Here is a 26,330-nt window from a genome sequence, read left to right as displayed (position 1 = left end):
AAGATGGCAAGGACGAGGGCTGCGGATTTCGACGAGAAACGGCGCAGCATTCTCGACAGCGCCGCCGCGGTCTTCGCCAAGCTCGGCATGGAGCGCGCCTCGATGGCGCAGATCGCGCAGGAGAACAACGTCTCCAAGGCGCTGCTCTATCATTACTATCCGAGCAAGGAACTGCTGCTGTTCGACATCGGCCGCACCCATCTCGTCGAGCTGGAACAGGCGATCACGGAAGCCGACCGGCCTGACCTCGAGCCTCGGCAGCGCCTGCGTCATCTCATCGGCGGCGTGCTGGAGAACTACCGCACCGCCGCCAATTTCCATCAGGTCCTGCTCAATGGCACCGGCTCGCTTTCCGAGGCGCAGAAGACCGAGCTGCAGCAGATGGAACGCCGCATCGTGAAGGCATTTTCCGACGTGCTGGCTGACATCAACCCACAGCTTGGCAAAGCCCGTGCCGGCGTCACGCCGATCACCATGTCGCTGTTCGGCATTCTCAACTGGGCCTACACCTGGTTCAAGCCGAGCGGTGCGCTGAACCGCGAAGGTTATGCCGACATGGTGACTGCGCTGTTCCTCGATGGCGTGAATTCGCTGAAATAGGGTGGCGGTGCGTCCTTCGAGGCTCGCCCTGACAGGATTACGCTCATTTTCCACCCGTCTGCGGGCTCGCGCCTCAGGATGAGGGTGGTCGGCACGGCACAACGGTCCTCATCCTGAGGTGCTCGCCTGCGAGACGCTGGAAGAATAGCAAAAATTCAGGCGGGCGAGCCTCGAAGGACGCATCAATCACGCCGCCTGCTTCATCTCCGCCTTGGTCAGCAAAGCCGCCACCCGTGCCTTGACCTTCGCAACCGCCTCGTCCTTCACCGGTCCGTAGCCGCGGATATCCATCGGCGCCTTTGCCAGTTCGACCAGTTCGGTGGGAGAGCGGCCTGGAAGCTGTTCGATCATCTGGTCGACTAGTTCCCGGTACCAGCCGATCAGTTCCCGCTCCATCCGCCGTTCGGCCGTGTAGCCGAACGGATCGAAGGCTGTGCCGCGCAATCGCTTCAGCCGCGCCATGACACGCAGCGGCGTCTGGATCCACTGGCCGAACTGGCGTTTGCGGGGCCGGCCGCGCGCGTCCTTCTCGCCGCCCATGAATGGCGGCGCGAAATGATAGTTGACCTTGTAGTCGCCATCGAATTCGCGCTGGAGTTCGGCAAGGAAGCCGGTCTGCATGTGCAGTCGCGCCACTTCATATTCGTCCTTGTAGGACATCAGCTTGAACAGCGAGCGGGCAACGGCACCGGTCAGGGCCTCCGAGCCGAATGGCTGCTCGGCGCCGCGAACCCGATCCACCGTCGCGCGATAACGCTGCGCCCACGCCCGATCCTGATAGTCGGTGAGGAAAGCCTCACGCCGCGCGATCATCTCGTCCAGGTTTTCGCTGGGCGCCGGCTGATCGGGAGCAAGTGAGCGCGGATCTGCGGCAGCCAGCCGGCCGGCGGCGAAGGCCTGTTTGTTACGGTCGACGGCGACGCCATTCAATTCGATCGCCCGTTGCAGCGCGTCGTGCGCGATCGGCACCAGGCCGACGCTGCCAGGCACAGCCAAGCAGGATCATGTTGGCGAAGACGGCGTCGCCGAACAACCGCTCGGCGAGCGCGTTGGCGTCCAGAGCACGCACATTGTCGGCTCCGGCCACGCGTTCGATTTCCTTCAGCCGCCGGCGGGTCGAAAGGTCGGCATCACGCAGCCGCACGATGTCGCCGGTCGGCATTTCCGCCATGTTGACCACCGCCTGCATGCCGGGCCGATAGCAGCCGGAAGCCTTCGGTGACGACGACACCACGATATCGCCGCCGATCAAGGCATCCGCGGCACCTGCATCGATGCGCACCTGGTTGATCTGTGCAGGCGTCGCCGCAAGCCGGATGAAGGACAGCACCGGTCCGAATTTCTGCGCGAAGCCGGTGAAGTCGAGCACCGAGCTGCCCTTGCCTTCCAGATGCGCCGCCATTGAAATCAGTGCGCCGACCGTCACCACGCCGGTACCGCCGACACCGGTAACCAGCAGATCATAGGGTCTGTCGAGTGCTGGCGTCTCCGGCCGAGGCAGTGCGGCGGCGCGGGCGCTGAAATCCTCGCCGCTTGCCTGCCGCTTGCGTCGGATCGCGCCCTCCACGGTCACGAAGCTCGGGCAGAAGCCGTTCAGGCAGGAGAAGTCCTTGTTGCAGTTGGAAAGGTTGATCTTGCGCTTGCGGCCGAACGGCGTCTCCTTCGGCTCGACGCTGAGGCAGTTGGACTCGACCGAACAGTCGCCGCATCCCTCGCAGACCAGGTCATTGATCCAGGCAAAACGCCTGGGTCTTCCATCGTGCCGCGCTTGCGCCGCCGCCGCTTTTCGGTTGCACAGGTCTGTTCGTAGATGAGCACCGAGACGCCTTTGACCTCGCGCAGGTCGCGCTGCACGGCATCGAGTTGTGAGCGGTGGTGCAGCGTCACGCCGGAAGGAAATGCCGCAATGCTGAATTTGTCGGGCTGGTCGGAGACCAGCGCGATGCGGTCCACGCCTTCGGCGCGGACTTCCTGCGCGATCGCCTGAACGCTGATCGGGCCGTCCACCGGCTGGCCGCCGGTCATGGCGACCGCGTCGTTGAACAGGATCTTGTAGGTGATGTTGGCCTTTGCCGCGATCGCCTGGCGGATCGCCATCGAACCGGAGTGGTAGTAGGTGCCTTCGCCGAGGTTCTGGAAGATGTGGCCCTTGCCGGTGAACAGCGATGACGCTGCCCAGTTGACGCCTTCGCCGCCCATCTGGATCAGAGAAGTCGTTTCACGGTCCATCCAGCTTGCCATGAAATGACAGCCGATGCCGGCCAGTGCCTTGGAGCCCTCCGGCACCTTGGTGGACGAGTTGTGCGGGCAGCCGGAGCAGAAGTAGGGCGTGCGCGTCGCACCCGACACCTGGATCAGCCGCTCGGATTCCGGCAGCAGGGCCGTGGCACGGTCGAGCAGGCGCAGGTTGGGGAACACCATGTCCAGCCGCCTGGCGACGATTGGCGCCAGCATACGCGGCGACAGCTCGCCAATCCACGAGATCAGCCGGTTGCCGTCTTCGTCGCGCTTGCCGACCATCGAGTGCGGCTTGTGGCCCGGATAGTCGTAGAAATACTCCTTGAGCTGGCTTTCGATGATGCCGCGCTTCTCCTCGACGACGAGGATCTCCTTCTTTTCCTTCACGAACTCCAGCGCGTCGCGGCGCGCCAGCGGCCACACCATGCCGACCTTGTAGATGTCGATGCCGAGCTTGCGGCAGGCCTTTTCGTCCAGTCCGAGCAACCGCAGCGCTTCCATCAGGTCGAGATGCGCCTTGCCGGTGGTGACGATGCCGAAGCTGGCATCGGCAATGTCATAGATACACCGGTCAATCGGATTGGCTTCGGCGAAGGCATAGACCGCCATCTTCTTGGCCTCCATGCGTTCTTCGATCTGGGGGCCGGGCAGGTCGGGCCAGCGGTAATGCAGGCCGGTCGATGGCGGCGTGTAGTCGGGGTGCTGGAACTCGCGATCGGCGATCACTTCCACCGACTGGCCGCTCTCCACCGTTTCGGAGATCGCCTTGAAGCCGACCCACATGCCGGTGAAGCGCGACAGCGCATAGCCATATTCGCCAAAGGCCTGATATTCGCCGACGGATGAAGGGTTCAGGGTCGGCATGAACCAGGCCATGAAGGCGACGTCGGACTGGTGCGGCATGGAGGACGACACGCAGCCGTGATCGTCACCGGCCACCACCAGCACGCCGCCATGCGGCGAGGAGCCATAGGCATTGCCGTGCTTCAGCGCGTCGCCGGCGCGATCGACGCCGGGACCCTTGCCGTACCACATCGAAAACACGCCTTCGACGGTGCGCTCCGGATTGGTCTCGACCTGCTGTGAGCCGAGCACGGCGGTGGCGGCAAGATCCTCGTTTACCGCCGGCAGGAATTCGATGCCGTGCTGTTTGACGAGGTCCTTGGCTCGCCACAGTTCGAGGTCGACGCCGCCGAGCGGCGAACCGCGATAGCCGGAAACGAAACCCGCCGTGTTCAGGCCGCGTTCCTTGTCGCGCCGCGCCTGGTCGAGCGTGATGCGCACCAGCGCCTGCGTGCCGGTGAGGAAGACACGGCCGTCCTTCTTTGTGTAGCGGTCGTCGAGATTGTAGTCGGCAAGAGAGGGGGCAGCGTCAGCCACGGCGGGAATCTCCCGAAAGGGTACCATCCGATCCAGTCTACGCTTGCTGCTTGAAATATCCTGCCAGTTTCACCCCGGTTTGCTCGCGATGTGGTCAATCATACCGAAATCAGATATAGGATCGGCATAACTGACCAAGGGACGAAATTTCAATGCAACTCACTGAACCGGACCGGATTCTGCTGCGGCTGCTGCAGCAGGACGCCCGGATCTCCAACCAGGAACTGGCTGAGAAGGCAGGCATGTCGGCGTCGGCCTGCTGGCGACGGGTTCGGTCGCTGGAAGAGGCCGGTATCATTTCCGGCTATGGCGCCATCGTCGATCCGATGAAGGCCGGCTTGAGTTTTTCCGCCGTTGTGCATGTCATGCTGTCGCGGCACGAGGCGGATCACGTCGCCACTTTCGTCTCGCGTGTCGCGGCACGGCCTGAGGTGCTGGAGTGTTTTTCAACCACCGGCGAGGCCGACTACCATTTGCACGTCGTCTGCCGCGACAAGGATGCCTATAACGACTTCCTCGAACACTTCCTGTTCAGGTTGCCCGGCATTGCCCATGTGCGCACCAATCTGGTGCTCAAGGACATCAAGGTGCACGGGGAGGTGCCGGTCTGACGTTTCCTGCGATTACTGCGGCCAGGTCTTCGCCACCATGGTCAGCACGTCGTACTGCGCCACCACCTGCGTGTCCTGGTTGGTCACCGCGCAATCCCAGCGCACCTCGCCATAGCTTTCGGTCTCGCGCGGGTTGATCTGCTTGGCCGTCAACGTCACTTGCAGCGTATCGCCCGGGTTGACGGGCGTGAGGAAGCGCAGCGAGTCCACGCCGTAGTTGGCAAGCACCGGCCCCGGCGCCGGGTCGACGAACAGGCCGGCAGCGAAGGACACGATCAGGTAGCCATGCGCCACCCGTCCCTCGAAGAACGGGTTCGCCTTGGCCGCCTCCTCGTCCATATGGGCATAGAAGGTGTCGCCGGTGAAACTGGCGAAATGCTCGATGTCCTCCAGCGTCACCGTGCGTGTGCCCGTCACCATCTGGTCGCCGATTTCCAGTTCGGCCAGTGATTTGCGGAAGGGGTGCGTAGTGTCGTGCCTGGCCTTCGCGCCCTGCATCCAGCGGCCGGTGACTTCCGAAAGCAGCCAGGGCGCTGCCTGCACTGCCGTGCGCTGCATGTAATGCTTGACCGAGCGCATGCCGCCGAGTTCTTCACCGCCGCCAGCGCGGCCGGGTCCGCCGTGCACCAGCACCGGCAAGGGTGAGCCATGGCCGGTCGACGACTTCGCGCTGGCGCGATTACCGATCATGACGCGGCCGTGCCAGGGGCCAAGCGCATGCACGGTATCGCGTGCGAATACCGGGTCGTCGGTGAAGACGGATGCCACCAGGCTGCCCTTGCCACGCCTTGCGAGCGTTGCGGCCTCCTCGGCGGTTTCGTAGGGGACGATCGTGCTGACTGGCCCGAAGGCTTCCACATCATGCACAGCCTTCGCCGTGTTCGGCCTGTCGCAATAAAGCAGGACCGGGCTGAGAAACGCGCCCGCTTCGGCGTCGCCGGAGGCGACATTCGGCCGGTCCGGGTCGCCAGCGACGATTTCGGCATCGCCCTGCAGATCCTTGATACGCGCCCGCACCTCGTCGCGCTGCGCCAGGCTCGCCAGCGGTCCCATCTTGATGCCTTCCTCGCCGGGATTGCCGAGCGGTGTCTTGGCCAACCGATCGCCGAGCGCCTTGATAAGCGCGTCGACACTGGCGCGCGGCGCGATTACCCGACGGATCGCCGTGCATTTCTGGCCGGCCTTGGCGGTCATTTCGCGGGCTACTTCCTTGACGAAGAGGTCGAACTCCTCGGTGCCGGCGACTGCATCGGGTCCGAGGATCGCCGCGTTGAGTGAATCCGCCTCCATGGTGAAGCGCACGGAATTCTCGATGATCGCCGGATGCGCCTTCAGCTTGCGCCCCGTCGTCGCCGAGCCGGTGAAGGTCACGACATCCTGGCAGTCGACATGGTCGAGCAGGTCGCCGACGGAACCGCTGACAAGCTGCAAGGCGCCCTTGGGCAGGATGCCGAGGTCGATGATGCGGCGCACCATCAGCTCGGTGAGATAGGCGGTCTGGCTTGCCGGCTTGACGATTGCCGGCATGCCGGCAAGCAGCGTGGGGGCGAGCTTCTCCAGCATGCCCCAGCAGGGGAAATTGAAGGCGTTGATGTGAATCGCCACGCCTTCCAGTGGGCTCAGTATATGCTGGCCGGAAAAGCTGTTGTCGCGCGACAGCAGCTCGACGTCGCCATCGACCAGCGTGTGGGTGTTGGGCAGCTCGCGCCGGCCCTTCGATGCGTAGGAAAGCAGCGTGCCGATGCCGCCCTCGATGTCGATCCAGCTGTCGGTGCGGGTCGCCCCTGTCGCCGTCGACAGGGCATAGAACTCTTCCTTGGTTTCCATAAGCGCCTGACCCAGCGCCTTCAGCATCAGCGCCCGCTCGTGGAAGCTCATCCTGCGCAGTGTCGGGTTGCCTGTTTGGCGGCCAAAGTTCAGCGCCGCCTTGAGGTCGATGCCGCTGGCATCGATCAGCGCTACCGGTTCGCCGGTCGCGGCATCGAGCAGCGGCAACGCCTTGCCGGCTCCGCGGACCCATTGCCCGGCGATGTAGGATTCCAGCTGGCGGGCATTTTTCACGGGCGCATTCATGGCTGGCTCCTCGATGACTTAAAAGGCGGGCAGGGGATCAGTTGAGACCGATATCGCCCAGCAAACCGTCGACCTGGCGCGCCCATTCGGCCGCGAGTTCCGCATTGCCGGTATGACGCAGGCCGAATTTTTTCTGCGTGCCGAAGTGCTGGGAGGCGTTGGCACCGAAGCTCGCCGCGACGCGCGGGCGCCAGTAGGCGATCGATTCCGCAATGGCCGGCTTGTTGGCCTCGTCCTTGAGCAGCTTGCGCAGGCCCTCTTCACCAAGCTCCATGTGCCGGCGCTCCCGCGGCAGGATCGCCCGGAAGATGTCGCCGAGGGGCTGGTAGGACAGTCTTGAAAACTCGTCGAGCTGGATCGTCACCGCCCGGCCCATCAGCACGTTCATCACGACCGCATCGAGCCAGTCCTGCAGCGGATAATGCAGCACGGCCAGCCGCATATCCGAGCCGTGGCGGGCCGCGCCGAGATCGCTGTCGCGCGCGACGCGCGCGGTCCAGGGATGGTGGCTGGCGTAGCGCGAAACATCGGCACCGAACTCGCCCATCACGGCAAGCACGCGTTCGGCATGGTCGAGTTTTTCCAGCACGATACGCGAGGCCGCGATGCGTTCCTTGATGCCGGGTCCCTGGTTGATGATGTCGGCAAACCCTGCGGCGCCGGCCAATTCGCTGTCGACAAAGGTCGCCATCAATCGCAGCAACTCCCCGCGATAGCGCGGCGGTGCGTTCTCCGGTGTCGTCAGCTTGCCGCCCTGGGCGAGATAGTCCTCCAGCAGCATGGTTTCCGGAGCGTTTTCGCCTTCTTCGGAAACGCGCACACGCTCCAGCGCTTGGTTTTTATCTGTTGGATCACTGGTCATAGGTCACCACCACGTGGTCCGACAAAGGATGGCACTGGCAGGTCAGCACATAGCCCTGGCGCACCTCGTAGTCCTCCAGCGCGTGGTTGGTCTCCATCTCCACCTCGCCTTCCAGCACCATGGCGCGACAGGTCGAGCAGACACCTGCCTTGCAGGCATAAGGCGCGTCGAGGCTGGCCGCCAAAGCAGCCTCCAGGATGGTTTCGCCCTTCTTCGCCATTTCAATGACGCGGGTGGAGCCGTCGAGCGTGATCGTTGCCTTGCAGGTCTCTGCCCTATCGCCGTCGGCTGCAGCCTTGACGACGTGCCTGGCGCGACGCGGCGCCGAGGCAAACAGCTCGAACTTGATCTGGTCGTCGCGCAATCCGTGCTCGCGCAGTGAAGCGGCGATCGCCAGCATCATCGGCTCCGGTCCGCAGATGAAGGCCATGTCGATGGCGGCGATGTTGACCCAGCCCTTGAACAGGCGCGCGCATTTCTCGGCATCGATGCGGCCGGAGAACAGGTCGATCTCCTGCGCCTCGCTTTCCAGCACATGCACCACGTTGAAGCGGCCGAGATTGGTGTTCTTGATGTCCTCGAGTTCCTCGCGGAACATGATCGAATTGATCGAGCGGTTGCCATAGATCAGCGTGAAGCGCGATCCGGGTTCGCGCGCCAGCGTCGTCTTGATCAGCGACAGCACCGGCGTGATGCCGCTGCCGCCGGCAAAGCCGAGATAATGCCGGCTCACCTCCGGCCGCAGGGGCACATGGAAGGCTCCCATCGGGGCCATCGCTTCCAGCGCGTCGCCAGGCTTCAGGTCCTCATTGGCCCATGTCGAAAAGGCACCGCCGTCGACACGCTTGATGCCGACCTTGAGCAGGCCTTCATCCTTGCCGGCACAGATCGAATAGGAGCGGCGCAACTCCTCGCCTTCGAACGAGCGGCGGAAGGTAAGATACTGGCCTTGCGTGAAGTCGAAGGCTTCACGGTCCTCGGCGCGCGGGGCAAGCGTCACCACGACGGCGTCGCGGGTCTCGCGGCGGACGTCGGTAACCTCAAGGGGAAAGAAGCGGGCCATCGGCGCCTCAGATGCTCTTGAAATAGTCGAAGGGTTCCAGGCACTCGGTGCAGCGGTAGTGCGCCTTGCATGGGGTGGAGCCGAACTGGCTGATGCGCTCCGTTCTTGTTGAGCCGCATTGCGGGCAGGAGACAGTCAGCGGCTTGAGCGCGCCGGCGCACGCCGCCGTGCCTTCCTGAGGTGGGGCGATGCCATAGGCGCTCAGCTTCTCGCGCCCTGCGGCGCTGATCCATGCCGTGGTCCATGCCGGCGACAGCTGCCGCTTGAGTTCGAGCTTTTCGATGCCGTGTTCACCGAGCGTGCGTTCGATCTCGAAGTTGATCACGCCGGTCGCCGGGCAGCCCGAATAGGTTGGCGTGACTGTCACCTCCAGTGTGTCGTCGCGCCAGGCGACGTCGCGGATGATGCCGAGGTCGATCAGCGAAATGACCGGAATTTCCGGATCCGGGATCTCGGCGAGCCAGGACCAGACCTGGTCGAGGCGAGGGCGGGTGATGGTGGCGACGTTCATTGCGGTCTCACCATTTCACGCCTGGGTAGGCGCGCTGCAGGAACTGCATTTCGGCAAGGATGAAGCCGAGATGCTCGGAATGCACGCCGCGTTTGCCGCCCTTCTGGGCATAGCTCTTATCCGGCGCCTTCAGCGTGGCCTCGGCAAGCGTGCGGCCGACATGCTGATCCCAGGCGGGCCGCAGCGATGCGGGTGCCGGTGCTATGCCGGCTGCTGCCAACTCTTCATCCAGCGCATCGCTGAGGAACATCTCGCCGATATAGGGCCACAGGAAATCCAGCGCCGACTGCATCCGCCCCTGGCTTTCACGGGTCCCGTCACCGAGGCGCACGACCAGATCGGTGCTGCGCTCGAGATGATAGGCAACCTCCTTGGACGCCTTCTCCGCGATCCCGGCGATGCGCCTGTCGCTGGAGTTGACCAGCGCCTTCAGCATCGGCAGGTGCCAGGCGTCGAACAGGAACTGGCGCATGATGGTGCGGCCGAAGTCGCCATTCGGCTGTTCGACCAGCAACAGGTTGCGGTAGCTGGAGGCATCGCGCAGGAAGGCAAGCGCATCGGCCGTCCTGCCCTTGCCTTCGACTTCGCAGGCAAGGCCAAGCCACAACTGCGCCTGGCCGACATGGTCGAGTGCGGTGTTGGCGAGCGCGATGTCTTCCTCGAGCGCTGGTGAATGACCGCACCATTCGGAATCGCGATGGCCGAGGATCAGGCAGTTGTCGCCCATGCGCAGCGCGAATTCCGCTATGGCAGCAGCAGTCCCGCTCATCACATGTGACCCACTTCATCCGGCACGTCGAAGAAAGTCGGGTGGCGGTAGACCTTGGAATTGGCGGGGTCGAACAGCGGGCCTTTGTCGGACGGCGCGCTGGCCACCACGTCCGACGAGCGTACCACCCAGATGCTCACCCCTTCATTGCGGCGGGTGTAAACGTCGCGCGCGTTGTGGATCGCCATCTTGGCATCCGGCGCATGCAGGCTGCCGACATGCCGGTGGTTGAGGCCGTGCTGGCCGCGGATGAAGACCTCCCACAGGGGCCATTCGCTTGTCATGTCAGGCTCCTCTGCGCGCTCGAGCCGCGCTCTTTCATGAACAGTCCGGTCAGCACCACTGCCAGGGCGGCAAGTGCGCCAGTCTGCAGCCAGTAGACGGAGGTGCCGCGCCCGCTCAGCACCTCGGCGAGCTCGCTGGACTGGTTGATGTAGGCAAGGCCGATCACCGTCGCCCAGATCGAGATCAGCGCGAAAGGCACCACCGCGCGGTCACGCGAGGCAGCGAAGAACAGCGCTGCATAGGTAACCAGGGTGAAGGAGATGATGCGGTCCTGATAGGCGTAGAAAGGTGTGTCGAAATAGATGAACAGCGCCGGCACCTTCAGGCCGAGGAAATGGGCCGTGCCCATGCACAGGAAGAAGGCGACGCAGATCAGGAGCAGCGTCCTCAGGATCGGGGAGGGTGCCATTGTGCGCTCCATCGCGGTTACGCTGCTGCCGCTGGCGTCTTGCGAACGGCATGCTTTTCGGCATGGGCAGTGAGTGCGTCGCGGAACCAGGCGCCGTCGTCCCAGGCCTTGCGGCGGGCTTCCAGCCGCTCGCGGTTGCAGGGACCGTTGCCGGCGATCACCTCGAAGAACTCGGTCCAGTCCGGTTCGCCGAAATCATGGCCACCCTTCTCTTCGTTCCACTTCAGGTCCTGATCGGGGACGGTGAGGCCAAGGTACTTGGCCTGTGGCACGGTCTGGTCGACGAATTTCTGGCGCAACTCGTCATTGGAATCCTGCTTGATGTTCCAGGCCATCGACTGGGCTGAGTGCACGGAAGCGTCATCGGAAGGGCCGAACATCATCAACGACGGCCACCACCAGCGGTTCAGCGCGTCCTGAGCCATCGCCTTCTGCTCGGGCGTGCCCTTGCACAGTACGGTCAGGATGTCGAAACCCTGGCGCTGGTGGAAGCTCTCTTCCTTGCAGATGCGCACCATGGCGCGTGCGTAAGGGCCGTAGGAACAGCGCTGCAGCGGCACCTGGTTCATGATCGCAGCGCCGTCGACCAGCCAGCCGATGGCGCCGATGTCGGCCCAGCTCAGCGTCGGATAGTTGAAGATCGAGGAATACTTCGCCTTGCCGGAATGCAGCTGTTCGTACATCTCGTCGCGGCTGATGCCGAGCGTCTCGGCCGCGCAATAGAGGTAAAGGCCATGGCCGGCCTCATCCTGCACCTTGGCGAGCAGGATCGCCTTGCGTTCCAGCGTCGGCGCGCGCGTGATCCAGTTGCCTTCGGGCAGTTGCCCGACGATCTCCGAATGGGCGTGCTGGGAAATCTGCCGGATCAGCGTCTTGCGATAGGCCTCCGGCATCCATTCCTTCGGCTCGATCTTCTGGCCCGCGTCGATGCGCTCCTGAAAGGCGCGTTCCTGCGGCTCCATCTCATCCAGGCTCTTCACCCGGGCGGCGTCCGTCTTGACCATCTGTGTGTACATGGCGACGTCTCCTTCTTCGACGGTGTCAGGCGCGTCCTTGAGGCAGTGCGTTGAGGGAAGAAGTTGCCGGTGCGCAAGCCACGCACAGGCCGCGGTCCTGGCTGCCTGATGGCGTGTCAATCACGCCGCGGGTGTGGACTTCACGCATGAGGTTCCTCCCTGTCGGCGTCTTATCACTTAATTCACCGACCGGTCGGTCATTTAATCGCATGAAATGGCCGTGAGATCAACCGTAAACTGCGGCCGCGGTGGCAACAGATCGCATGGACGCCGTTTGATCCCGGAGCAACCGTCGCGTCACCGTCATGGGTGCTGCCTATGTGTTGGGCGCCGGCAAACAACTCGTGGAGACCCGAGATGGAGACCAGACCCGCCATATCGCGTGATGTCTCTTCCCTCGCGCACCTCATGACCGAACTCGGTTATCCGACGTCCACCGAGGAAATGGCGGCTCGGATGGCGGCGCTGGTCGACCGGACAGACCATGCGGTGTTCGTGGCGGTTGAAGGTGCGCTCGCTGCGGGCATGATCGCGCTCTCGACTTCGCCATCGCTTTACAGAGACGATCCGCAGGGTGCGATTGTCGCGCTCGTTGTCTCCTCTCGCTTCCGCGGGCGCGGGGTGGGTGCCCTGCTGGTGGAGTGCGGAGAAAGCTGGCTTCGCCAGAACGGTGTCTGCCATGTCACGGTGAAGCCGAGCGTGCATCGTGAAGATGCGCATCGGCTGTACATCCGGCTCGGATATGAACATACCGGGCTGCGGTTTTCGAAAAACCTGGATTAGCTCCCGCGGAGGCAGTCGAAATTCCTCAAGACGGCTGGCTCGACATAGTCCAGCGGAGGATGGCGTTCCAGGGCGGCGGCGCGATAATAGCGGCTGCGATTCTGTGAGGGCTGCGCATATGCTGCATCATCTGTCTCTTGGAGTAGGCGACATCGCGAAGGCGGCTGCGTTCTACGATGCGGCGCTGTCACCTCTGGGATACATCCGCGTCTGGCAAGACATCCGGCCGGGTGAGGAAGACCAGGCCGTCGGTTATGGTCTTCCGGGTGGCGGCGACAAACTGGCGCTGAAGCACAGGCCCAATCGGACCGGAGCGCCCGGAGCCGGCTTTCACATCGCTTTTGCCGCACCCAGCCGCGACGCCGTCACGGATTTCCATCGCGCGGCACTGGGCCATGGCGGCCGGGACAATGGTGCGCCTGGACTCAGGTCGCACTACGGTCCCAACTACTTTGCCGCTTTCGTCATAGATCCGGATGGGCACAACATCGAAGCGGTTTTCAATCCGAAGCCGTGACGTAGGGCGTGCCGGCGAGTGCCGCATCGACTCCGCCAAAGCCGCGTTCCATGACCTTCATCAAGGCTGCTTCGGGTTTTCGGTTCGCGCGAAAGGCGCGCAGGGCCTCCCGGTAGGCAACCACCAGCGTACCCATCGACATTGTCGCGGCCAGGGCTGCATCGGGGTCCGAGCGTAGCCTGCCGGCCACATCGGCCAGCATTTCCGCGAGGTCGTTGGCCAGCGTCACCTGGAGTTCGCACGCGCGCGCAGTCAATGTCGGGCTATTCGCCACCATCTGCCAGAACTGGATCGGCCGCTCGTTGATCCTGAACAGGGGATGCTGTGTTGCCACCAGTGTCCGCATCAGCGCCTGGAATGCCTGCACCGGTGACTGGCCGTGGCGGTCGACCAGCGCCTTGCGCACGAGTTCCCGCACCTCATCCTCGCGATCGAAGACCAGGTCTTCCTTGCGGGCGAAGTAGTTGAACACCGTCTTTCTTGCGACGCCGGCCTCGCGTGCGACGTCCGTGACGGAGACCTGGTCGAAGCCGCGCTCGACGAACAGCAGTGTCGCGACATTGGAGATCGCCTGGCGCGTCTCCTGTTTTTTGCGGTCTCGGTGGCCTGGCAGATTTGACATGTCCGGCTCTATAGCATAGATAAATTTTACATCGGGTGTAAAAATATTGATCCACGATCGAAATGAGCGCTGTGCGAGATGCCCGAAGAGGATTTTTCCATGATCTACGATGTCGTCATTGCAGGAGCCGGTCCCGTCGGCTTGTTGCTTGCCAGCGAGCTGCGTCTCGCAGGCCTTTCCGTGCTGGTGCTGGAGCAGGCAGAAGACCCGCACTCGCCTTTGAAACGCCTTCCATTCGGCATGCGCGGTCTTTCAGCGCCCACGCTCGATGCATTTTACCGCCGCGGATTGCTGGACCAGGTCGCGGCTGCGCAAGGCGCGGGTGCCGGCAAGGCTTCGGCTACCGCGCATTGGGTGCAGCAGCCACGCCGTCCGGGCGGTCATTTCGCTGGCATCCAGTTCTATCAGGACAATATCGATACCTCGAAATGGCCATTCCGCCTGCCAAGTCCGGCCGGCACGAGCATGACAGTCGAGATGCAGTCGCTCGAGGCCGTCCTGGCCGCCAACGCAAGCGCTGCTGGTGTCGAGATCAGACGTGGCTTCGGCGTCGAAGATGTCGACCAAACCAACGATGGCGTGATTGTTCGTGCCTCAGGTGAGACGTTCCGAGGGTTTTGGCTGGTCGGCTGTGATGGTGGGCGCAGCACTGTGCGCAAGGCTTGCGGCTTCGAGTTCGTCGGCACTGATCCCGAATTCACCGGCTATTCGCTTGAGGCCGAGCTTGCCGATCCGGACAAGCTGCAAACAGGTCGTCAATATACGGCGACCGGCATGTATACCTACGCACAGCCCGGAACCATCTCGATGGTCGACTTCGACGGCGGTGCCTTCCACAGAAGCCAGCCCGTCACGCTCGACCATGCTCAGGCGGTATTGCGTCGGGTGTCTGGCACGGATGTCTCCCTGACGTCGCTTCGTCTCGCCACCACATGGACGGACCGGGCCTTTCAGGCAACCACTTACCGCATGGGGCGGGTACTGCTGGCAGGCGACGCTGCCCATGTCCATTCTCCGCTGGGCGGCCAGGGGCTCAATCTGGGGCTCGGCGATGCCATGAACCTCGGCTGGAAGCTGGCGTCCACCATCTATGGCGATGCGCCGGAAGGTCTGCTCGACAGCTACACAAGCGAACGCCACCCTGTTGGCGCACAGGTGCTGGACTGGTCACGCGCCCAGGTCGCGCTGATGCGGCCAAGCCGCAGTTCGCGTGCGCTCGAAGCCATCATCCGGGATCTCGTCGCCACGCGCGACGGTGCGACATATTTCGCTGAGCGGGTGTGGGGCGTTTTGCTTCGCTATGATCTTGGCGGCAACCATCCGCTGGCAGGCCGCAGCGTTCCCGATTTCGAGCTGGCTGATGGAAGGAAGGTCGGCAATCTCCTCATGACGGGCAAAGGCCTGTTGCTGGACTTCACGGCCGGCATGTCGCTCAGGATGCTTGCCGAAGACTGCGCCGGCAAGGTCGCCTATGTCGCCGCTCAGGCCCGCGACGAATTCGGTCTGAGTGCTGTGCTCGTGCGCCCTGATGGGTTTGTCGCCTGGGCCGCAGATGGTGCTCCCGATATCGACGGGGCTGCACGGGCGCTGTCGCGATGGTTCGGTGGCGTTCGCCTCACAGATACTCGAAATATGGCTTCCGGTATGGGGGCGTGAAGCCGATGTCACGCATCATGTGATCGTCAAGATCATGCGGCCGGATCCCGCAGGTTCGCGTTGGAGCGAAGAGTCTCCCAGCAATTATCTTCATGTAAAGGGTGCATGAACATCTCATGAAGCCGACAGTTGCATCGACTGGCAATGCCGGTACAATGAAATCACCATATCTTTTGCATGAAGAATTTGAATGCAAAGCAGCAGAACATATCCTTCATTGCAAAGCCTGCTTTCGATGCTGGCCGTGTACCGGCAGCGCAGCTTCACGCGGGCGGGGCTGGACCTTGGCCTGACACAGACCGCCGTCAGCCATCAGATCGCGCAGTTGGAAAGGTGGCTGGGTTGCACGCTTTTCCTGCGCGGAAGAGCCGGTGTCGAGCTGAGCCCCGAGGCCGGAATGATCGTCCCCAGGATGACGGAAGCCATGGAAGGGCTGCTGCGCGTGCTCGACGAGGCGAGGTCGACAGAGCAGGGCCGAAAGCTGCGCATTTCGACGACATCGGAATTCGCGACGCAGTGGCTTCAGCAACGGCTGCCGGGTTTCTGCTCAGCCAACCCGTCGATCGACGTCAGCGTCACGATCGAATACCGCCGTGCGCAGCTGGATGTGGAAAATGTCGGCGTGGCGATCTGGCTGATGGGGGCGCCAGCCCATGATGGCGCTTTCCGGTTGACGGATGATCACGAACTCGTCGTCTGTTCGCCGGGCCTGCTGGCGAAGCTGCCGGCGATGGACGCGCTGCTGGAAGCCCCGCTGCTCCGCTATGAGGGCGCCCGCCACACGGTCCTGGACTGGGAGCGCTGGCACGGGCAGCTTTATGGCAGGACGGCGAGCGAGGGCGAAAGGTCGATCGGTTTCGACAGCGGTCCATGTTTTCCGACATTCGCCGACATGGTCGCCGCCTGCGAGGCGGGTGATGGTTTTGCCCTTGTTCGCACCAGCCTTGTCGCGGACAGGCTCGCGGCTGGAAAACTCGTGCAGGCGTTCGTCGAAACGGTCAGGTCGGACTTGCAATATCACCTCGTTTCCACCCCGACGCAGCGAAAGCGTGCTGAGGTCGTGGCTTTCCGGGCATGGCTTGTTCGGGCAATGGGTCTCGCGGAATAGCTTCGTCGGCGGAAGGCCCAAAAGGTTTTCGCCCCGGCATTGACGAGGCGGTAACCGGACTTGGCTTCGATCGTTGCCAGGGACCGGCTTCTATGCGAAAGCTGCGCCGCGTTCCAGGACCGCCGAGCCGCCATGCGTGTCCCTTCCAATCCCCTTGTCCTGATCGGACCCGCCATCCTGCTGGTTTTCGCGGCGAGTTTCGTGGCGATCTGGTTGCGTGACCGGCGCCTTCAGTACCTGCTGTTCTTCTGTGCCGCCTGTCTGTTCTTCTGCCTGGGAACCTTGTCGCAGATACTGGCCGTGCCGGACGGGCATGGCCCGAATGCCATGGCATCGTCCTTCCTCTATACGCTGAGTGTGCTTCTGCTCAATGACGGGCTGCTTCGGCGCTCCGGTCAACGTTTGAGCATGGTCGGCTATCTCGCCATTCTTGCCCTGATCTGCGGTGGTATCGCCTTTTTTTTCTATGTCGACCGCCAGCTGATCGTTCGCATCTACATCCTGAACTTCGGCTATGGGCTGATCTGCCTTGCCACCGCCTGGCGGCTGCGCCAGCTGCGGGCAGGCATGTTCGCCGAGAAGGTCCTGTTCTGGATATTGCTTGCCTTTTCACTGCATTTCTTCCCGCGTACCGTGCTGACGGTCGGTACGGTGGCGCCATCGGCTGGGACATTCGGCACCTCGCCCTTCTGGCTGGCACTGCAGTTTTCGCTGGCGGTGCTGGGCGTCATGCTGGCGCTTGCGCTGTTTGCGGTGACCGTCAGCGACATGGTCGCTGACCTGCGCCACGAACGCTCCGTAGATCCGCTGACCGGAGTGCTCAATCGGCGCGGCTTTGACGAGCGGGCGCAGGAACTGCTTGCCGACACGCGCAACTGGCCGGTCAGTCTCATCCTTGTCGACATCGACCACTTCAAGGCCATCAACGACACTTTCGGGCATCCGGCGGGCGATGCCGTCCTCAAGGCATTCGGCCGTCTGCTGCATGATGCGATGCGCCAGGTCGACGTCTGTGGCCGGCTCGGGGGCGAGGAGTTTGTCTATCTGCTGCCAAACTGCGACGCGGCCGGCGCACATGCCTTTGCGCAGCGGCTGAGGGAGAATGTGCGTGGCAACCGTTTCGACGGGCTGCCGCCAAACCACCAGCTCACGGCCAGTTTCGGCGTCGCTTCAGCACGACGTGGCGAAAACCTCGACGAATTGCTTGCGCGCGCCGATGCCGCACTCTATCGGGCCAAACGACAGGGCCGTGATCGTGTCGAGGTGGATGGGAGGGTGACCAAAAGCCCGCCAGTGCCCACGACCGCCGGAAAATAGGCGGAAAGCCGCCGTGAGCCAGGCATTCCTGCTGGAATTGCCTCAGTAATTCGGCAGCGCATAACCCTGTTTCTGCAGGTTCTCAGCCACTTTACGCCGCGCGACAAAGAAATCCGGTGGCCGGTTGGCGCGCGAATGCGCGATCTCGTCGACCGAGTAGGGCTTGAACGGCTCGGTCAGCGACTCCTTGGCCAGTGCCGGCACCAGCCAGTTCATCAGTGTCGCCACATCCTTGTCGTCGAGGCCGGAATTCATGATGCCTGGTGCCTGGGTGAGGAAGGTTCGCGACTCTTCCGATTTCATGAAGGTGCCGACATTGCCGGCGAGTGCCGGGATGCGGCCGACGGTGGCCGCGTTGCCCTGCAGGCCATGGCAGCCTGAACAGTGCAGCCTGTAGAGGATCTGACCGCTCTCCGAGGCGGCGGCCGGGCCAAACCCGGCGGTAGCCATCGAGACGATCAGGGAGGCGAAGGCAGCATGTCTCATCGTCACTGGACCAGCTGTGAGCGCGTCCCGAGCAGCGCCTTGTGGTCGACCTTGTTGGCGCGCAGTGCCGTTACATCCGCTGCGGTCAGTGGCTTGAAATCGGCCGGCGCGGTGTTCAGCGTGGCGAGCACGTAGTTGGCCAGTGTCGCGATCTCGTCGTCCTTGCGCTGCTTCTGCGCCGGCATCACGCTCTGATAGGTGCGGCCGGCTGCCGTGAGTTTGCCGGAGAGGCCATTCAGGATGACGGTCGGGACATAAGTCCGGCTGTCCGGTTTTCCGGCCTTTGCCCAGTCGGCGCCGGCGAGCGGCGGCGCCATACCGGGTATGCCGACGCCGCCCTTGCCATGGCAGGCCCCGCAGGTCTGCGTGAACAGGGCAGCATCGTCGGCCAGTGCACTGGACGTGACCAGCATCGCCAGTGCCAGGGCGAGCGCAGTTCGTTGCTTTGGCGTAATTCCGGACGCAAAACCGTTATGCGCTTTTGCTGGAATTGCTTTAGCCATTGCTGTTGCCGAGACCGACGACGGCCGCCACGGTGCAGTGGTAGTTGGTCTGCGTATTGGCCATGCACCAGTTGATGTCGTTGTGCACGCCCATGCGGTAGCCCGGCCGTTCGCGCAAATTGAAGTTGCACAGGCACTTGCCGCAGGACGCGACGCCGCAGCAGTCGTTGTAGCTGATCAGATAGTCCTTGCCGTCGCCCGGATTCTGGCAGGTGCCGACCCAGGTCACCGCCGAGATCTGCGCATTGGGCGGGCACTGGTTGATGGTGCCGCCGCAGCAGGTGCACAGGAAGCCGTCGAGCGCGCAATAGCGCCAGTATTCGCATTCCTGGTCGGTTTTTTCCGCGGCAGCGCGGGCGGTGCCGCCACCATCGCGGTCGAAGGGCAGCAGCGGCATGATCGCGCCACCGACGGCCACCTTGCCGACGAAGGACAGGAAGGTGCGGCGTCCGAGCCGATGCGCCATCTGCCGCGATCCTCGTTCCGCGACGTGGTCGATGGCACCGAAGAGTTTGTCGATCAGTTTCGACATTGTGTGTCTCCCCTAATTCTAAGCACGTCTCGATTCAGCCACGACCGGCGACTTCGGCTTCGATCCAGTTCTGGATCGATGCCTGACCGAGGTCCTGCGCATTGAGAAGGCTTTCCAGTTGCTCGCGCGAGTTGACCAGACCCTTGCCACGCACCACGCCCTGCGGATCGAGCAGCACCGCGAAGGGCAGGCGGTTGATGCGGTAGGTCATGCCAAGGTCGCGCGACAGCACATATGGGAAGTCGGTCAGGCCGGCGGCGCGGCGGAATTCGGCGTGTTCCAGCGCATCGCCGTCGGAGGCGATGACAATGCCGAGCTTCTGCGCTTCCGCCTGCTTCAGCGATTTGAGAACCGGCAGCAGCTTCTTGCAGACCGGGCAAGTGGTCGACAGGAAGAACACCAGCGTGCTCTTCGGCGCTGGCGGCCCGAGGGTCAGTGACTTGCCATCCAGAGTGAGCAGGTCGAAGCGTGGCGACTGTTCGCCGATCTTCGGGCCGGCGTCTGTCATCAGCGCACCCATCGGCGCCACGCGTTCGAACAGGATGCCGACCTGTCGCGCCAATGCGAAGACGACGACCAGGAGGACTATGACGATCGCCCACAGGACGATCACGGCTACAACCAGCGGATCCATCAGTCGTGCCCCTCGTGATTGTGCTGCTCGAACGCGCGGTTGGACGCTTGCAGCCAGGACCAGTTGTCGATGAGTTTTTCGATGCCTGCGAAAAGCAGGATGGCGGAGAGGATGCCGGCCGCGGCACTCAGCCAGGCCACGGCGGTCATCTCGGCCGGAAGCAGGGAGGCCATCGCCACCAGGCAAAGCATGCCGAGTACGGCGTTGCGCGCTACCAGATACCAGGACAGGCCTTGCCCTGCACCACCGCAGCCGCAGTCGATATGCGTGTTGCCGCGTACCAGGTTGACGGCAATGGCGCCGGCGTAGATGGCGAGCAGGATAAGCGCGATGCCCGCGGCGAATGGCCGGGTCGCCGGCACGATCAGCCCGAGGATCACCAGCATCTCCAGAACCAAAAGGCCGAGTGCTGCCGGCGTCAGCAGCGCCGCGGGCAACAGGCGATAGCCGCCCATCGTGTGCATGAACATTGTGAGGTCGGTGGCCTTGTGCATCGCGGCGCGGGCGAAGACGCAGACCAGCGTGCCTGCCGCGATGACCACCAGGATCGGGTGCAGCGCTACCATGGCTGCTACCGCACTTCGACCTGGTCAGGCAGATCTCCGCCAGAGGCTGTGGCCGCTGGCGTCAGCGCGAAATCCTTGCCCGCTTCCGGCAGGTCATAACGGACGATCTCGGCCTTCAGCCCATCGATCGCGAATAGCGCCGGTTTGTCGCCCTGGTTGACGGTCAGCCCGATCGCCGGCACCGATTTCGAACGGCCGATGACCTTCTTGGCCTTGAGGTCGACCGCCCAGATTTCTTCGGCCGGATTCTTGTGGCTGCCTTCCGTGCCGTTGGAGTGCATCAGCATGTAGGCGATGCCGTTCTTGTCGTGCACGGTCAGCGGCTGGTAGCCGCCGGGGCGCCAGTTGCCTTCGACACCCTTGGCCGCTTCGATCTTGTCGACCAGCTTGGCGGTGTCGCCTTCGACGTCGATGACATAGATATTGCCGCCGTAGGACGGGAACACCCAATAGTCGCCCCATCGATAGGCGCTGGTGAAAATGGCATCCTTGTCCGGATCGAATATCGTTTCGGAAGGCTTCATCTCGCCGGTGCCGTCCGACTTGACGTCGATGGTGCCGACGGTGCCGTCACCGCACAGGGTCGCGAACCGTGTCGCAGTCTTGGCTGAGGGGAAGATACCGTAACAGCCAGGGTTGGGAATGTCGCCGATCTGCTTCTTGGCGGCAAGATCGACGACCGTCACCGAGGTTGCCGGCGTTGCATTCTGCACGAAGAGATACTTCATCTCGGCCGACGGCTGGAACAGCGAGCGATAGTTCAGCGCCTGCGCCCTGTTCTTGGAGATCGGAATCTCTTCCTTGAAGGTGAGATCTTCGCCGGAATAGACTTCGACGAAGTCCGACCGCTCGCCGCGTGTCGTGCGCGAAAGATGCGTCGTCGCGACAAAGATGTCCTTCGAGCCCTGCGGGAACTGGGCCATGCCGAGGCTGCCGGTGCCGATGATGCCGATGGGCTTCAGCGTCTTGGCATCCATCGCATAGATCCGGCCATCGACCACGTGGTTCAGTGCGAGGTCCATGGAAAAGAGCATTTCGGTTCCGGCCGGGATCTTGACGTTGGTGATCTCCTCCGGCTGGATTTCCTTGGCCGCCTCCTGGGCGTAGGCAGGCAAGATCGCCGTACCTGCCAGCAAGGCCGCTGCGAACAGACCCAAACGCATTGGTGGTCCTCCCCTTTGCTCGTTCCTTCCGCGCCGGCCCTTCCATGCGCCACAACCATGTCGTGACGGCATGGTTGCACACTAAACCGGAGGTGGCAGAAAGGATCGTGACCACGGATGATGTCGATAGGGTCTGCCGTCGCGCTTCTCCTCGCCCCGGCAACCCCCTCCGCAGCCTCTCTCCACTCCTCCCAGGGCAGCTACAGGCTCTCGACCTTGACTTTGCATCGCCAGTTCGGCGACCCGCTTGACAGAATGCGCCAAAATGCTGGCGATCAGCCGCTCGGCGATCAGATATGTCTTTCCCGGGTCCGGTAGTCGGCAGGCGTTTCGCCGACCTGGCTCCTGAAATTGCGTGAGAAAGCACTGGGCTCGCTGTAACCGAGTTGCAGCGCAATCGTCGTCAACGGGATGTCCGTCGCCACCAGCATGCATTTGGCGATCTGGACACGCACCTTGTTGCGGATGTCGAGGAAGTTCACGCCGCATTCGGCCAGGCGCCGCTGGAACGTGCGCAGCGAGACGCCGAAATCGGCGGCGGCATGTTCGACATCCGCATCGAAGGCGCGCGCAAGCGCTGCGCTCATCCAGGCCTGCAGGGCGGTGACCAGATCGACCTCCTGTTGCAGCGCGGAGCGCTTGTCCTGAAGTTCTTCCTCTGCCTTTGCGTTGGCGACCGGATCAGCGCCGGGAACGCTGTGCTCGAGATAGGCGGCGGGGAAATAGATGGCGTTGCGCGGCCGCCCGTTCTGCACGGTACAGCCGAAATAGCTGCGATAGGCATCCACGTCCCGCGAGCAGTCATGCTCCAGGTCCACATGCGAGATCGCGCGCCGTGGCCCGATGACGTCGGTCAGCATCTTGTGCTCGAGCGCGACGGTGAAGTCGGCGTCCTGGTGGCGTAGCCGCACCGTCGGATCTGAGATCGAATAGCTCAGCCTGGCGAGGTCACCCGAAACGTCCAGGCGCGCCTCGGTGTTGCTCTGCAGGCTGGAGAAGTAGCTGGTGAATTTCGAGAATGCCCAGCCAAGCGTCGGCGCGGTGAAAAATACGGTGGCGATGGAGCCCAGCGCCGGCAGATTGTAGCTGCGGCCGAGCTTCAGGCCGAAGGTGATGTCGCCCTTCTCGCGCGCCGCGGCCTCGAGGATGGTGGTGAAGATCGCCAGTGGCGTGCTGTCGCTGCTTTCCGCCAGGCTCGCGCGTGTAAGCCCGAGCCGCGCCAGGATGCTCTCCGGCTCCTGGCCCTTGCTGGCCAGTGCGTCGAGCAGCAGCGTCGTTGCCTGCGGCGCGATCGTTCCGCTTCCCTGCATCCCGAACCTCTCCAGAGCGTTTCCGTTTTTCACGGAAACGCGGAAACGCTCTAACTTCTCGTTCTCGCCAGGGGCATCCCTCTCATGCCCTGGTGGGATTTCTGCGGGAATTGTTGGATCGCGGCATGGGCCTGTCAATTGCCTTGAAGTCGAACATGCCCTTTGTCGGCCAAGGCACTAGCCTGACGACGGTTCGCCGGGGACTGTTGTGGTGATGAGCCTGCGCGCGAGGTGGCTGCAGATGCTGGCCAGCCAAGCCGGTCGGGCAGGGCTGGTGTCGCTGACGCTTGGCCTGGTTGTGCTCTTGTGGCAACCGACCGATGCAGGATGGTGGGCCGCACGGCTGTTCGGTGCCGCTGCCCTGATGCTGACAGCCAGCACGCTTTTCCTGCGGCCGGCCCCCGGCCGACGCCCCCTGCACCGGATTTTCGGCTGGGCCGCACTGGCTGCGCTCGTCGGTCATGTCACCATGACCACGGCTTTCCAGCCCGTCTTCTGGCGCTGGCTGTCGCCGGCGGTCCCGATCGAGATCGTCGCCGGCATCGTAGCTCTGCTGGCCTTTCTCGTTGTGCTGCTCGTGCAGCGATCCCGAGTGATACGGCGACGGCTCGGTCCTTTTGCCAGCCTGTCGGTGCACCGCACCGCCGGCTACCTGCTCATGGCCGCTGCCGCTATCCACATCGCGTTGATTTCCGGAATGATCATGCTGGCTGCCGCTGCCTTGCTCGCAGGGCTCGCATTTCTGCTCATCGAAGGCCTCGTGCGCGAGCGGCATATCTTGCGCCTGGCGATCACGCTGGGGCTGTTCGTTGGCGCAATTGCATGGCTAGCGATGGGGTCGATGGCCGAGACCCGGCTGGCCAGCCTGCGGCAGGCGCCGATCGACCATGCCCGCTTCCTGCATACCGACCACACCGGACTGGCATGTGCAGGTTGCCATCACAATTTCGTCGACCGGACCGGGAGCGAGAACTGCCTGACCTGCCACAAGCGTATCTCTGTGTCCGAGACCACTCGCATCGACGGCATGTTCCACGCTTTTTGCTCGGATTGCCATCGCAGGGACAAGCAGGTGGGCAGGAAATTCGGACCGATCGACGATTGCAATGGCTGCCATGGAAGATGACGGCCGGCGATGGTGGCTCCGTCCTATGACGCCACGAATTTCGTGATGTCAGCGAGCGTGCTGGCGACTTCCTTGGGAAAACGGTGACGATTGCGGACGATCCGGTCCTGCTTGCTGGCCGCTTCCATGAAGGCACCAAAGGCAGCACGAGGGCTGCATTCGCCATCCTGCGAGCGCTTGATCAACTCGACGGCCCGCAGATAGCTCTCGCAGTCCTTGTCGGGCCAGGAACGGCGCATGGCGTCGGACATGTCCCTGATGTTGCGGATCATGAATTTGCTGCCGCAAGAAGTCTTGAAGGTTACTGGTGTAAAACAAGCCATCTGTCATGATCTCCTCTCGTTGTGCGCATGGATACCAAGATTGCTACCATGCAGGCGATCGTTGATCCTCAATGAAAATCCGCATCGGGGTGGATAAGTCTTTTGATGGAAGCCCGTTCCAACACAGAGTGTTTCGCTCTCAAACACTTTGTTTGAAGGGTGCAGCCGGAGAAACTCGAAGATCGGGGTTTTCCGTTCCCATTCAACTTCCGTCCGGTGTTTTATGGAACGATCGAAGCGTGCTTCCGTTCGGATTTCCAACATAGGAGAAAACCGATGAAGCCATTCGTTCTCGCTGCTGCCATTGCCTTGGCGACCACGCCCGTGGTGGCTCAGTCCGTCACGGAAAAGACTGGCGTGAACACGCTGCTCGGCGTTGCCCCTTCCACGGCTGATTTCGTCACGAAAACCGCGGCAAGCGGTCTCTTCGAAATTGCGGCGAGCAGGCTTGCCGTCGAGCGAGCCGATCCGGCGACCAAGGCCTTCGCCGAAGAAATGGTGCGCGACCACGAGCGGCTCTCCGGCGAGCTGAAACAGTTGCTGGAGAGCCAGGCCATCACCGTAGCCATCCCGACCGAGATGACGGGAGACCAGAAAGCGACGCTGGCCAAGCTTCAGGAACTGCAAGGACCAGAGTTCGGCGGTCGCTATCACTCCGATCAGGTCAAGGCGCACGCGGATGCAGTCGACCTGTTCCAGCGTTACGGCGAGAAAGGCGAGCAGACCGCGATCCGGACGTGGGCCGTAAGCACGCTGCCGACATTACGGCGCCATCTCGACATGGCCAAGGAACTGAACAGATAGCGGCTACGGCTGGACCGTCGACGGGCCGTGCGTCATGCTGTCGGTCCGGGGCCTGCGTGACCATTGGACAATGGCCACGATCATGGGAGCAGTCATGACATCAGCCGACAAATCCACGGTTCAGCTAACCCACCCCGACCGCGTCTACTGGCAAGACGCCGGTGTCACCAAGGCCGGCCTCGCGGATTATTATGCCGAGGCATGGCCGCGCATGGCGCCCTTCGTGACCAACCGGCCGCTGGCTCTGCTGCGATGCCCGGAGGGCACGGCAGGCCAGTGTTTCTTCCAGAAACACGCCTGGCGAGGCCATGCCAGGGAGGTCCTCACCGTGCAGGACCCGAATGACAATTCCGAGGAGCCCATCCTTGCCATCGACAGCTTCGATGGCGTGATCGGGCTCGTCCAGGGCGCGGCGCTCGAGATCCATCCTTGGCAGGCATCCCTGGCCGATCTCGAACATCCGGATCAGATCGTCATGGATCTCGATCCCGGCGAGGGCATCACATGGCAGGATCTGATCGATGGCGCACGGGAAGTTCGCGGGCGTCTGGAGAAGGTAGGGCTCAACACTTTCGTCAAGACCACCGGTGGCAAGGGCATCCATGTCGTGGCGCCGATCAAGCCGGTCACCGGGTGGAATGAGGTAAAGGAATTCACCAAGGCGATCGCGGATGAGATGGCCTCGGACAGTCCTGATCGATATGTCGCGACCATCACCAAGTCGAAGCGGGTCGGCCATATCCTCATCGACTATCTGCGCAACCAGCGTGGCGCGACGGCGATCGCGCCATACGCCAGCCGGGCGCGCGCCGGCGCCCCCGTTTCGATGCCGCTCGACTGGGATGAGCTTGGCCCTTCGATCGGCCCGGCACATTTCACGGTCACGAACGCCGCGAGCCGACTTGCCCAGGCCGACCCATGGAAGGAGTTTCGCAAGGCGGAAGTTGCTTTGAAGCTGAAGTGAAATGATCGGGCCTGGAACAGGCGGGAGTATGGGGTCACACGACCCCGTGCCAGATTGAGCAGTAGCCGCCCCTGGCGGACGGCCACTGCTGTTGGTCTT

Annotated in this window: 27 protein-coding genes and 1 pseudogene; 10 read left to right on the top strand and 18 right to left on the bottom strand. The window is 63.0% G+C overall.

The annotated features are described in order from the left end of the window. The first annotated feature begins 3 nt into the window (after positions 1 to 3). Complete coding sequence (locus tag ACFJIU_RS19030; RefSeq protein WP_379062480.1) at positions 4 to 600, top strand: TetR/AcrR family transcriptional regulator; 597 nt, start codon at positions 4 to 6, stop codon at positions 598 to 600. A gap of 186 nt (positions 601 to 786) precedes the next feature. On the opposite strand, the pseudogene ACFJIU_RS19025 reads toward ACFJIU_RS19030, so the two are convergent. After that, a pseudogene (locus ACFJIU_RS19025) lies at positions 787 to 4,245 on the bottom strand (indolepyruvate ferredoxin oxidoreductase family protein). Positions 4,246 to 4,370: 125 nt separating this feature from the next. Here ACFJIU_RS19025 and ACFJIU_RS19020 point away from each other — a divergent pair. After that, on the top strand, positions 4,371 to 4,829 hold the full coding sequence (locus ACFJIU_RS19020) for an Lrp/AsnC family transcriptional regulator (protein WP_379062478.1): 459 nt from the start codon (positions 4,371 to 4,373) through the stop codon (positions 4,827 to 4,829). Positions 4,830 to 4,841: 12 nt separating this feature from the next. Here the strand turns inward: ACFJIU_RS19020 and paaZ are convergent, their stop codons facing one another. The 8 genes from paaZ to paaA form a co-directional block, all read right to left on the bottom strand. Then, the gene (gene paaZ, locus ACFJIU_RS19015) at positions 4,842 to 6,902 is read right to left on the bottom strand and encodes a phenylacetic acid degradation bifunctional protein PaaZ (RefSeq protein ID WP_379062476.1); all 2,061 of its coding nucleotides are present in this window, start codon (positions 6,900 to 6,902) and stop codon (positions 4,842 to 4,844) included. Positions 6,903 to 6,939: 37 nt separating this feature from the next. Next, entirely contained in the window at positions 6,940 to 7,683 is a 744-nt protein-coding gene (locus tag ACFJIU_RS19010) for a Phenylacetic acid catabolic protein (RefSeq protein ID WP_379073165.1), read from the bottom strand. Between the two features lie 70 nt (positions 7,684 to 7,753). Next, positions 7,754 to 8,827 (bottom strand): 1,2-phenylacetyl-CoA epoxidase subunit PaaE, encoded by a 1,074-nt coding sequence (paaE, locus tag ACFJIU_RS19005; protein WP_379062474.1) that lies wholly within the window; start codon positions 8,825 to 8,827, stop codon positions 7,754 to 7,756. Between the two features lie 7 nt (positions 8,828 to 8,834). Further along, positions 8,835 to 9,338, bottom strand: a complete 504-nt coding sequence (paaD, locus tag ACFJIU_RS19000) for a 1,2-phenylacetyl-CoA epoxidase subunit PaaD (protein ID WP_379062472.1) — start codon at positions 9,336 to 9,338, stop codon at positions 8,835 to 8,837. A gap of 7 nt (positions 9,339 to 9,345) precedes the next feature. Continuing rightward, complete coding sequence (gene paaC / locus ACFJIU_RS18995; protein ID WP_379062470.1) at positions 9,346 to 10,107, bottom strand: 1,2-phenylacetyl-CoA epoxidase subunit PaaC; 762 nt, start codon at positions 10,105 to 10,107, stop codon at positions 9,346 to 9,348. Continuing rightward, complete coding sequence (gene paaB, locus ACFJIU_RS18990) at positions 10,107 to 10,391, bottom strand: 1,2-phenylacetyl-CoA epoxidase subunit PaaB (RefSeq protein WP_054313507.1); 285 nt, start codon at positions 10,389 to 10,391, stop codon at positions 10,107 to 10,109. Before paaB ends, paaC begins: the two co-directional genes overlap by 1 nt. After that, entirely contained in the window at positions 10,388 to 10,801 is a 414-nt protein-coding gene (locus tag ACFJIU_RS18985) for a hypothetical protein (protein WP_379062468.1), read from the bottom strand. Before ACFJIU_RS18985 ends, paaB begins: the two co-directional genes overlap by 4 nt. Before the next feature lie 17 nt (positions 10,802 to 10,818). Then, entirely contained in the window at positions 10,819 to 11,817 is a 999-nt protein-coding gene (gene paaA, locus ACFJIU_RS18980) for a 1,2-phenylacetyl-CoA epoxidase subunit PaaA (RefSeq protein ID WP_379062466.1), read from the bottom strand. Between the two features lie 357 nt (positions 11,818 to 12,174). On the opposite strand from paaA, the gene ACFJIU_RS18975 reads away from it, so the two are divergent. Continuing rightward, the gene (locus tag ACFJIU_RS18975) at positions 12,175 to 12,600 is read left to right on the top strand and encodes a GNAT family N-acetyltransferase (protein WP_379062464.1); all 426 of its coding nucleotides are present in this window, start codon (positions 12,175 to 12,177) and stop codon (positions 12,598 to 12,600) included. Between the two features lie 118 nt (positions 12,601 to 12,718). Further along, positions 12,719 to 13,117: a VOC family protein gene (locus tag ACFJIU_RS18970; protein ID WP_379062462.1), complete on the top strand. Its 399-nt coding sequence runs from the start codon at positions 12,719 to 12,721 to the stop codon at positions 13,115 to 13,117. Here the strand turns inward: ACFJIU_RS18970 and ACFJIU_RS18965 are convergent. Continuing rightward, positions 13,101 to 13,739, bottom strand: coding sequence for a TetR/AcrR family transcriptional regulator (locus tag ACFJIU_RS18965; RefSeq protein WP_379062460.1), 639 nt, complete (start codon positions 13,737 to 13,739; stop codon positions 13,101 to 13,103). The genes ACFJIU_RS18970 and ACFJIU_RS18965 overlap by 17 nt on opposite strands. A 99-nt stretch (positions 13,740 to 13,838) precedes the next feature. Between ACFJIU_RS18965 and ACFJIU_RS18960 the strand changes: the two genes are divergently transcribed. The 3 genes from ACFJIU_RS18960 to ACFJIU_RS18950 all read left to right on the top strand — a co-directional run bounded on the left by ACFJIU_RS18960 (position 13,839) and on the right by ACFJIU_RS18950 (position 17,820). Beyond that, positions 13,839 to 15,395, top strand: a complete 1,557-nt coding sequence (locus ACFJIU_RS18960; RefSeq protein WP_379062458.1) for an FAD-dependent monooxygenase — start codon at positions 13,839 to 13,841, stop codon at positions 15,393 to 15,395. A gap of 190 nt (positions 15,396 to 15,585) precedes the next feature. Next, on the top strand, positions 15,586 to 16,503 hold the full coding sequence (locus tag ACFJIU_RS18955) for a LysR substrate-binding domain-containing protein (RefSeq protein ID WP_379062456.1): 918 nt from the start codon (positions 15,586 to 15,588) through the stop codon (positions 16,501 to 16,503). 132 nt (positions 16,504 to 16,635) lie between these two features. Next, on the top strand, positions 16,636 to 17,820 hold the full coding sequence (locus ACFJIU_RS18950) for a GGDEF domain-containing protein (protein WP_379062454.1): 1,185 nt from the start codon (positions 16,636 to 16,638) through the stop codon (positions 17,818 to 17,820). 42 nt (positions 17,821 to 17,862) lie between these two features. Here ACFJIU_RS18950 and ACFJIU_RS18945 read toward each other — a convergent pair whose 3' ends face one another. From ACFJIU_RS18945 to ACFJIU_RS18915, 7 genes are all read right to left on the bottom strand, one after another. Further along, positions 17,863 to 18,306 carry a c-type cytochrome gene (locus ACFJIU_RS18945; protein WP_379073164.1) on the bottom strand — a complete coding sequence of 148 codons (444 nt, stop codon included), beginning with the start codon at positions 18,304 to 18,306 and terminating at the stop codon, positions 17,863 to 17,865. 2 nt (positions 18,307 to 18,308) lie between these two features. Beyond that, positions 18,309 to 18,719 (bottom strand): c-type cytochrome, encoded by a 411-nt coding sequence (locus tag ACFJIU_RS18940; RefSeq protein ID WP_379062452.1) that lies wholly within the window; start codon positions 18,717 to 18,719, stop codon positions 18,309 to 18,311. Between the two features lie 82 nt (positions 18,720 to 18,801). Next, the gene (locus tag ACFJIU_RS18935) at positions 18,802 to 19,341 is read right to left on the bottom strand and encodes a methylamine dehydrogenase light chain (RefSeq protein ID WP_379062450.1); all 540 of its coding nucleotides are present in this window, start codon (positions 19,339 to 19,341) and stop codon (positions 18,802 to 18,804) included. A 34-nt stretch (positions 19,342 to 19,375) separates the two neighbouring features. Continuing rightward, positions 19,376 to 19,975 carry a redoxin family protein gene (locus tag ACFJIU_RS18930; RefSeq protein WP_379062449.1) on the bottom strand — a complete coding sequence of 200 codons (600 nt, stop codon included), beginning with the start codon at positions 19,973 to 19,975 and terminating at the stop codon, positions 19,376 to 19,378. Further along, entirely contained in the window at positions 19,975 to 20,541 is a 567-nt protein-coding gene (locus ACFJIU_RS18925; RefSeq protein ID WP_379062447.1) for a MauE/DoxX family redox-associated membrane protein, read from the bottom strand. Before ACFJIU_RS18925 ends, ACFJIU_RS18930 begins: the two co-directional genes overlap by 1 nt. Before the next feature lie 5 nt (positions 20,542 to 20,546). Then, positions 20,547 to 21,704: an amine dehydrogenase large subunit gene (locus tag ACFJIU_RS18920; RefSeq protein ID WP_379062445.1), complete on the bottom strand. Its 1,158-nt coding sequence runs from the start codon at positions 21,702 to 21,704 to the stop codon at positions 20,547 to 20,549. 290 nt (positions 21,705 to 21,994) lie between these two features. Further along, entirely contained in the window at positions 21,995 to 23,014 is a 1,020-nt protein-coding gene (locus ACFJIU_RS18915) for an AraC family transcriptional regulator (protein ID WP_379062443.1), read from the bottom strand. 241 nt (positions 23,015 to 23,255) lie between these two features. Here ACFJIU_RS18915 and ACFJIU_RS18910 point away from each other — a divergent pair, with 241 nt between their 5' ends. Continuing rightward, positions 23,256 to 24,140 carry a cytochrome c3 family protein gene (locus ACFJIU_RS18910; RefSeq protein WP_379062441.1) on the top strand — a complete coding sequence of 295 codons (885 nt, stop codon included), beginning with the start codon at positions 23,256 to 23,258 and terminating at the stop codon, positions 24,138 to 24,140. 23 nt (positions 24,141 to 24,163) lie between these two features. Here the strand turns inward: ACFJIU_RS18910 and ACFJIU_RS18905 are convergent, their stop codons facing one another. Then, positions 24,164 to 24,412, bottom strand: a complete 249-nt coding sequence (locus tag ACFJIU_RS18905) for a DUF982 domain-containing protein (protein WP_186307167.1) — start codon at positions 24,410 to 24,412, stop codon at positions 24,164 to 24,166. A 327-nt stretch (positions 24,413 to 24,739) separates the two neighbouring features. Here ACFJIU_RS18905 and ACFJIU_RS18900 point away from each other — a divergent pair, with 327 nt between their 5' ends. Both ACFJIU_RS18900 and ligD read left to right on the top strand, forming a co-directional pair. Continuing rightward, entirely contained in the window at positions 24,740 to 25,267 is a 528-nt protein-coding gene (locus ACFJIU_RS18900) for a DUF4142 domain-containing protein (protein ID WP_379062439.1), read from the top strand. A gap of 94 nt (positions 25,268 to 25,361) precedes the next feature. After that, positions 25,362 to 26,231 (top strand): non-homologous end-joining DNA ligase, encoded by an 870-nt coding sequence (gene ligD / locus ACFJIU_RS18895; RefSeq protein ID WP_379062437.1) that lies wholly within the window; start codon positions 25,362 to 25,364, stop codon positions 26,229 to 26,231. Positions 26,232 to 26,330: the final 99 nt, after the last annotated feature.

This window comes from Mesorhizobium sp. UC74_2 (genome assembly GCF_042701485.1).
Classification (GTDB): domain Bacteria; phylum Pseudomonadota; class Alphaproteobacteria; order Rhizobiales; family Rhizobiaceae; genus Mesorhizobium.
Note: the sequence above shows the minus strand (reverse complement) of the source record. Positions and strands in the feature narration are given on the sequence as shown.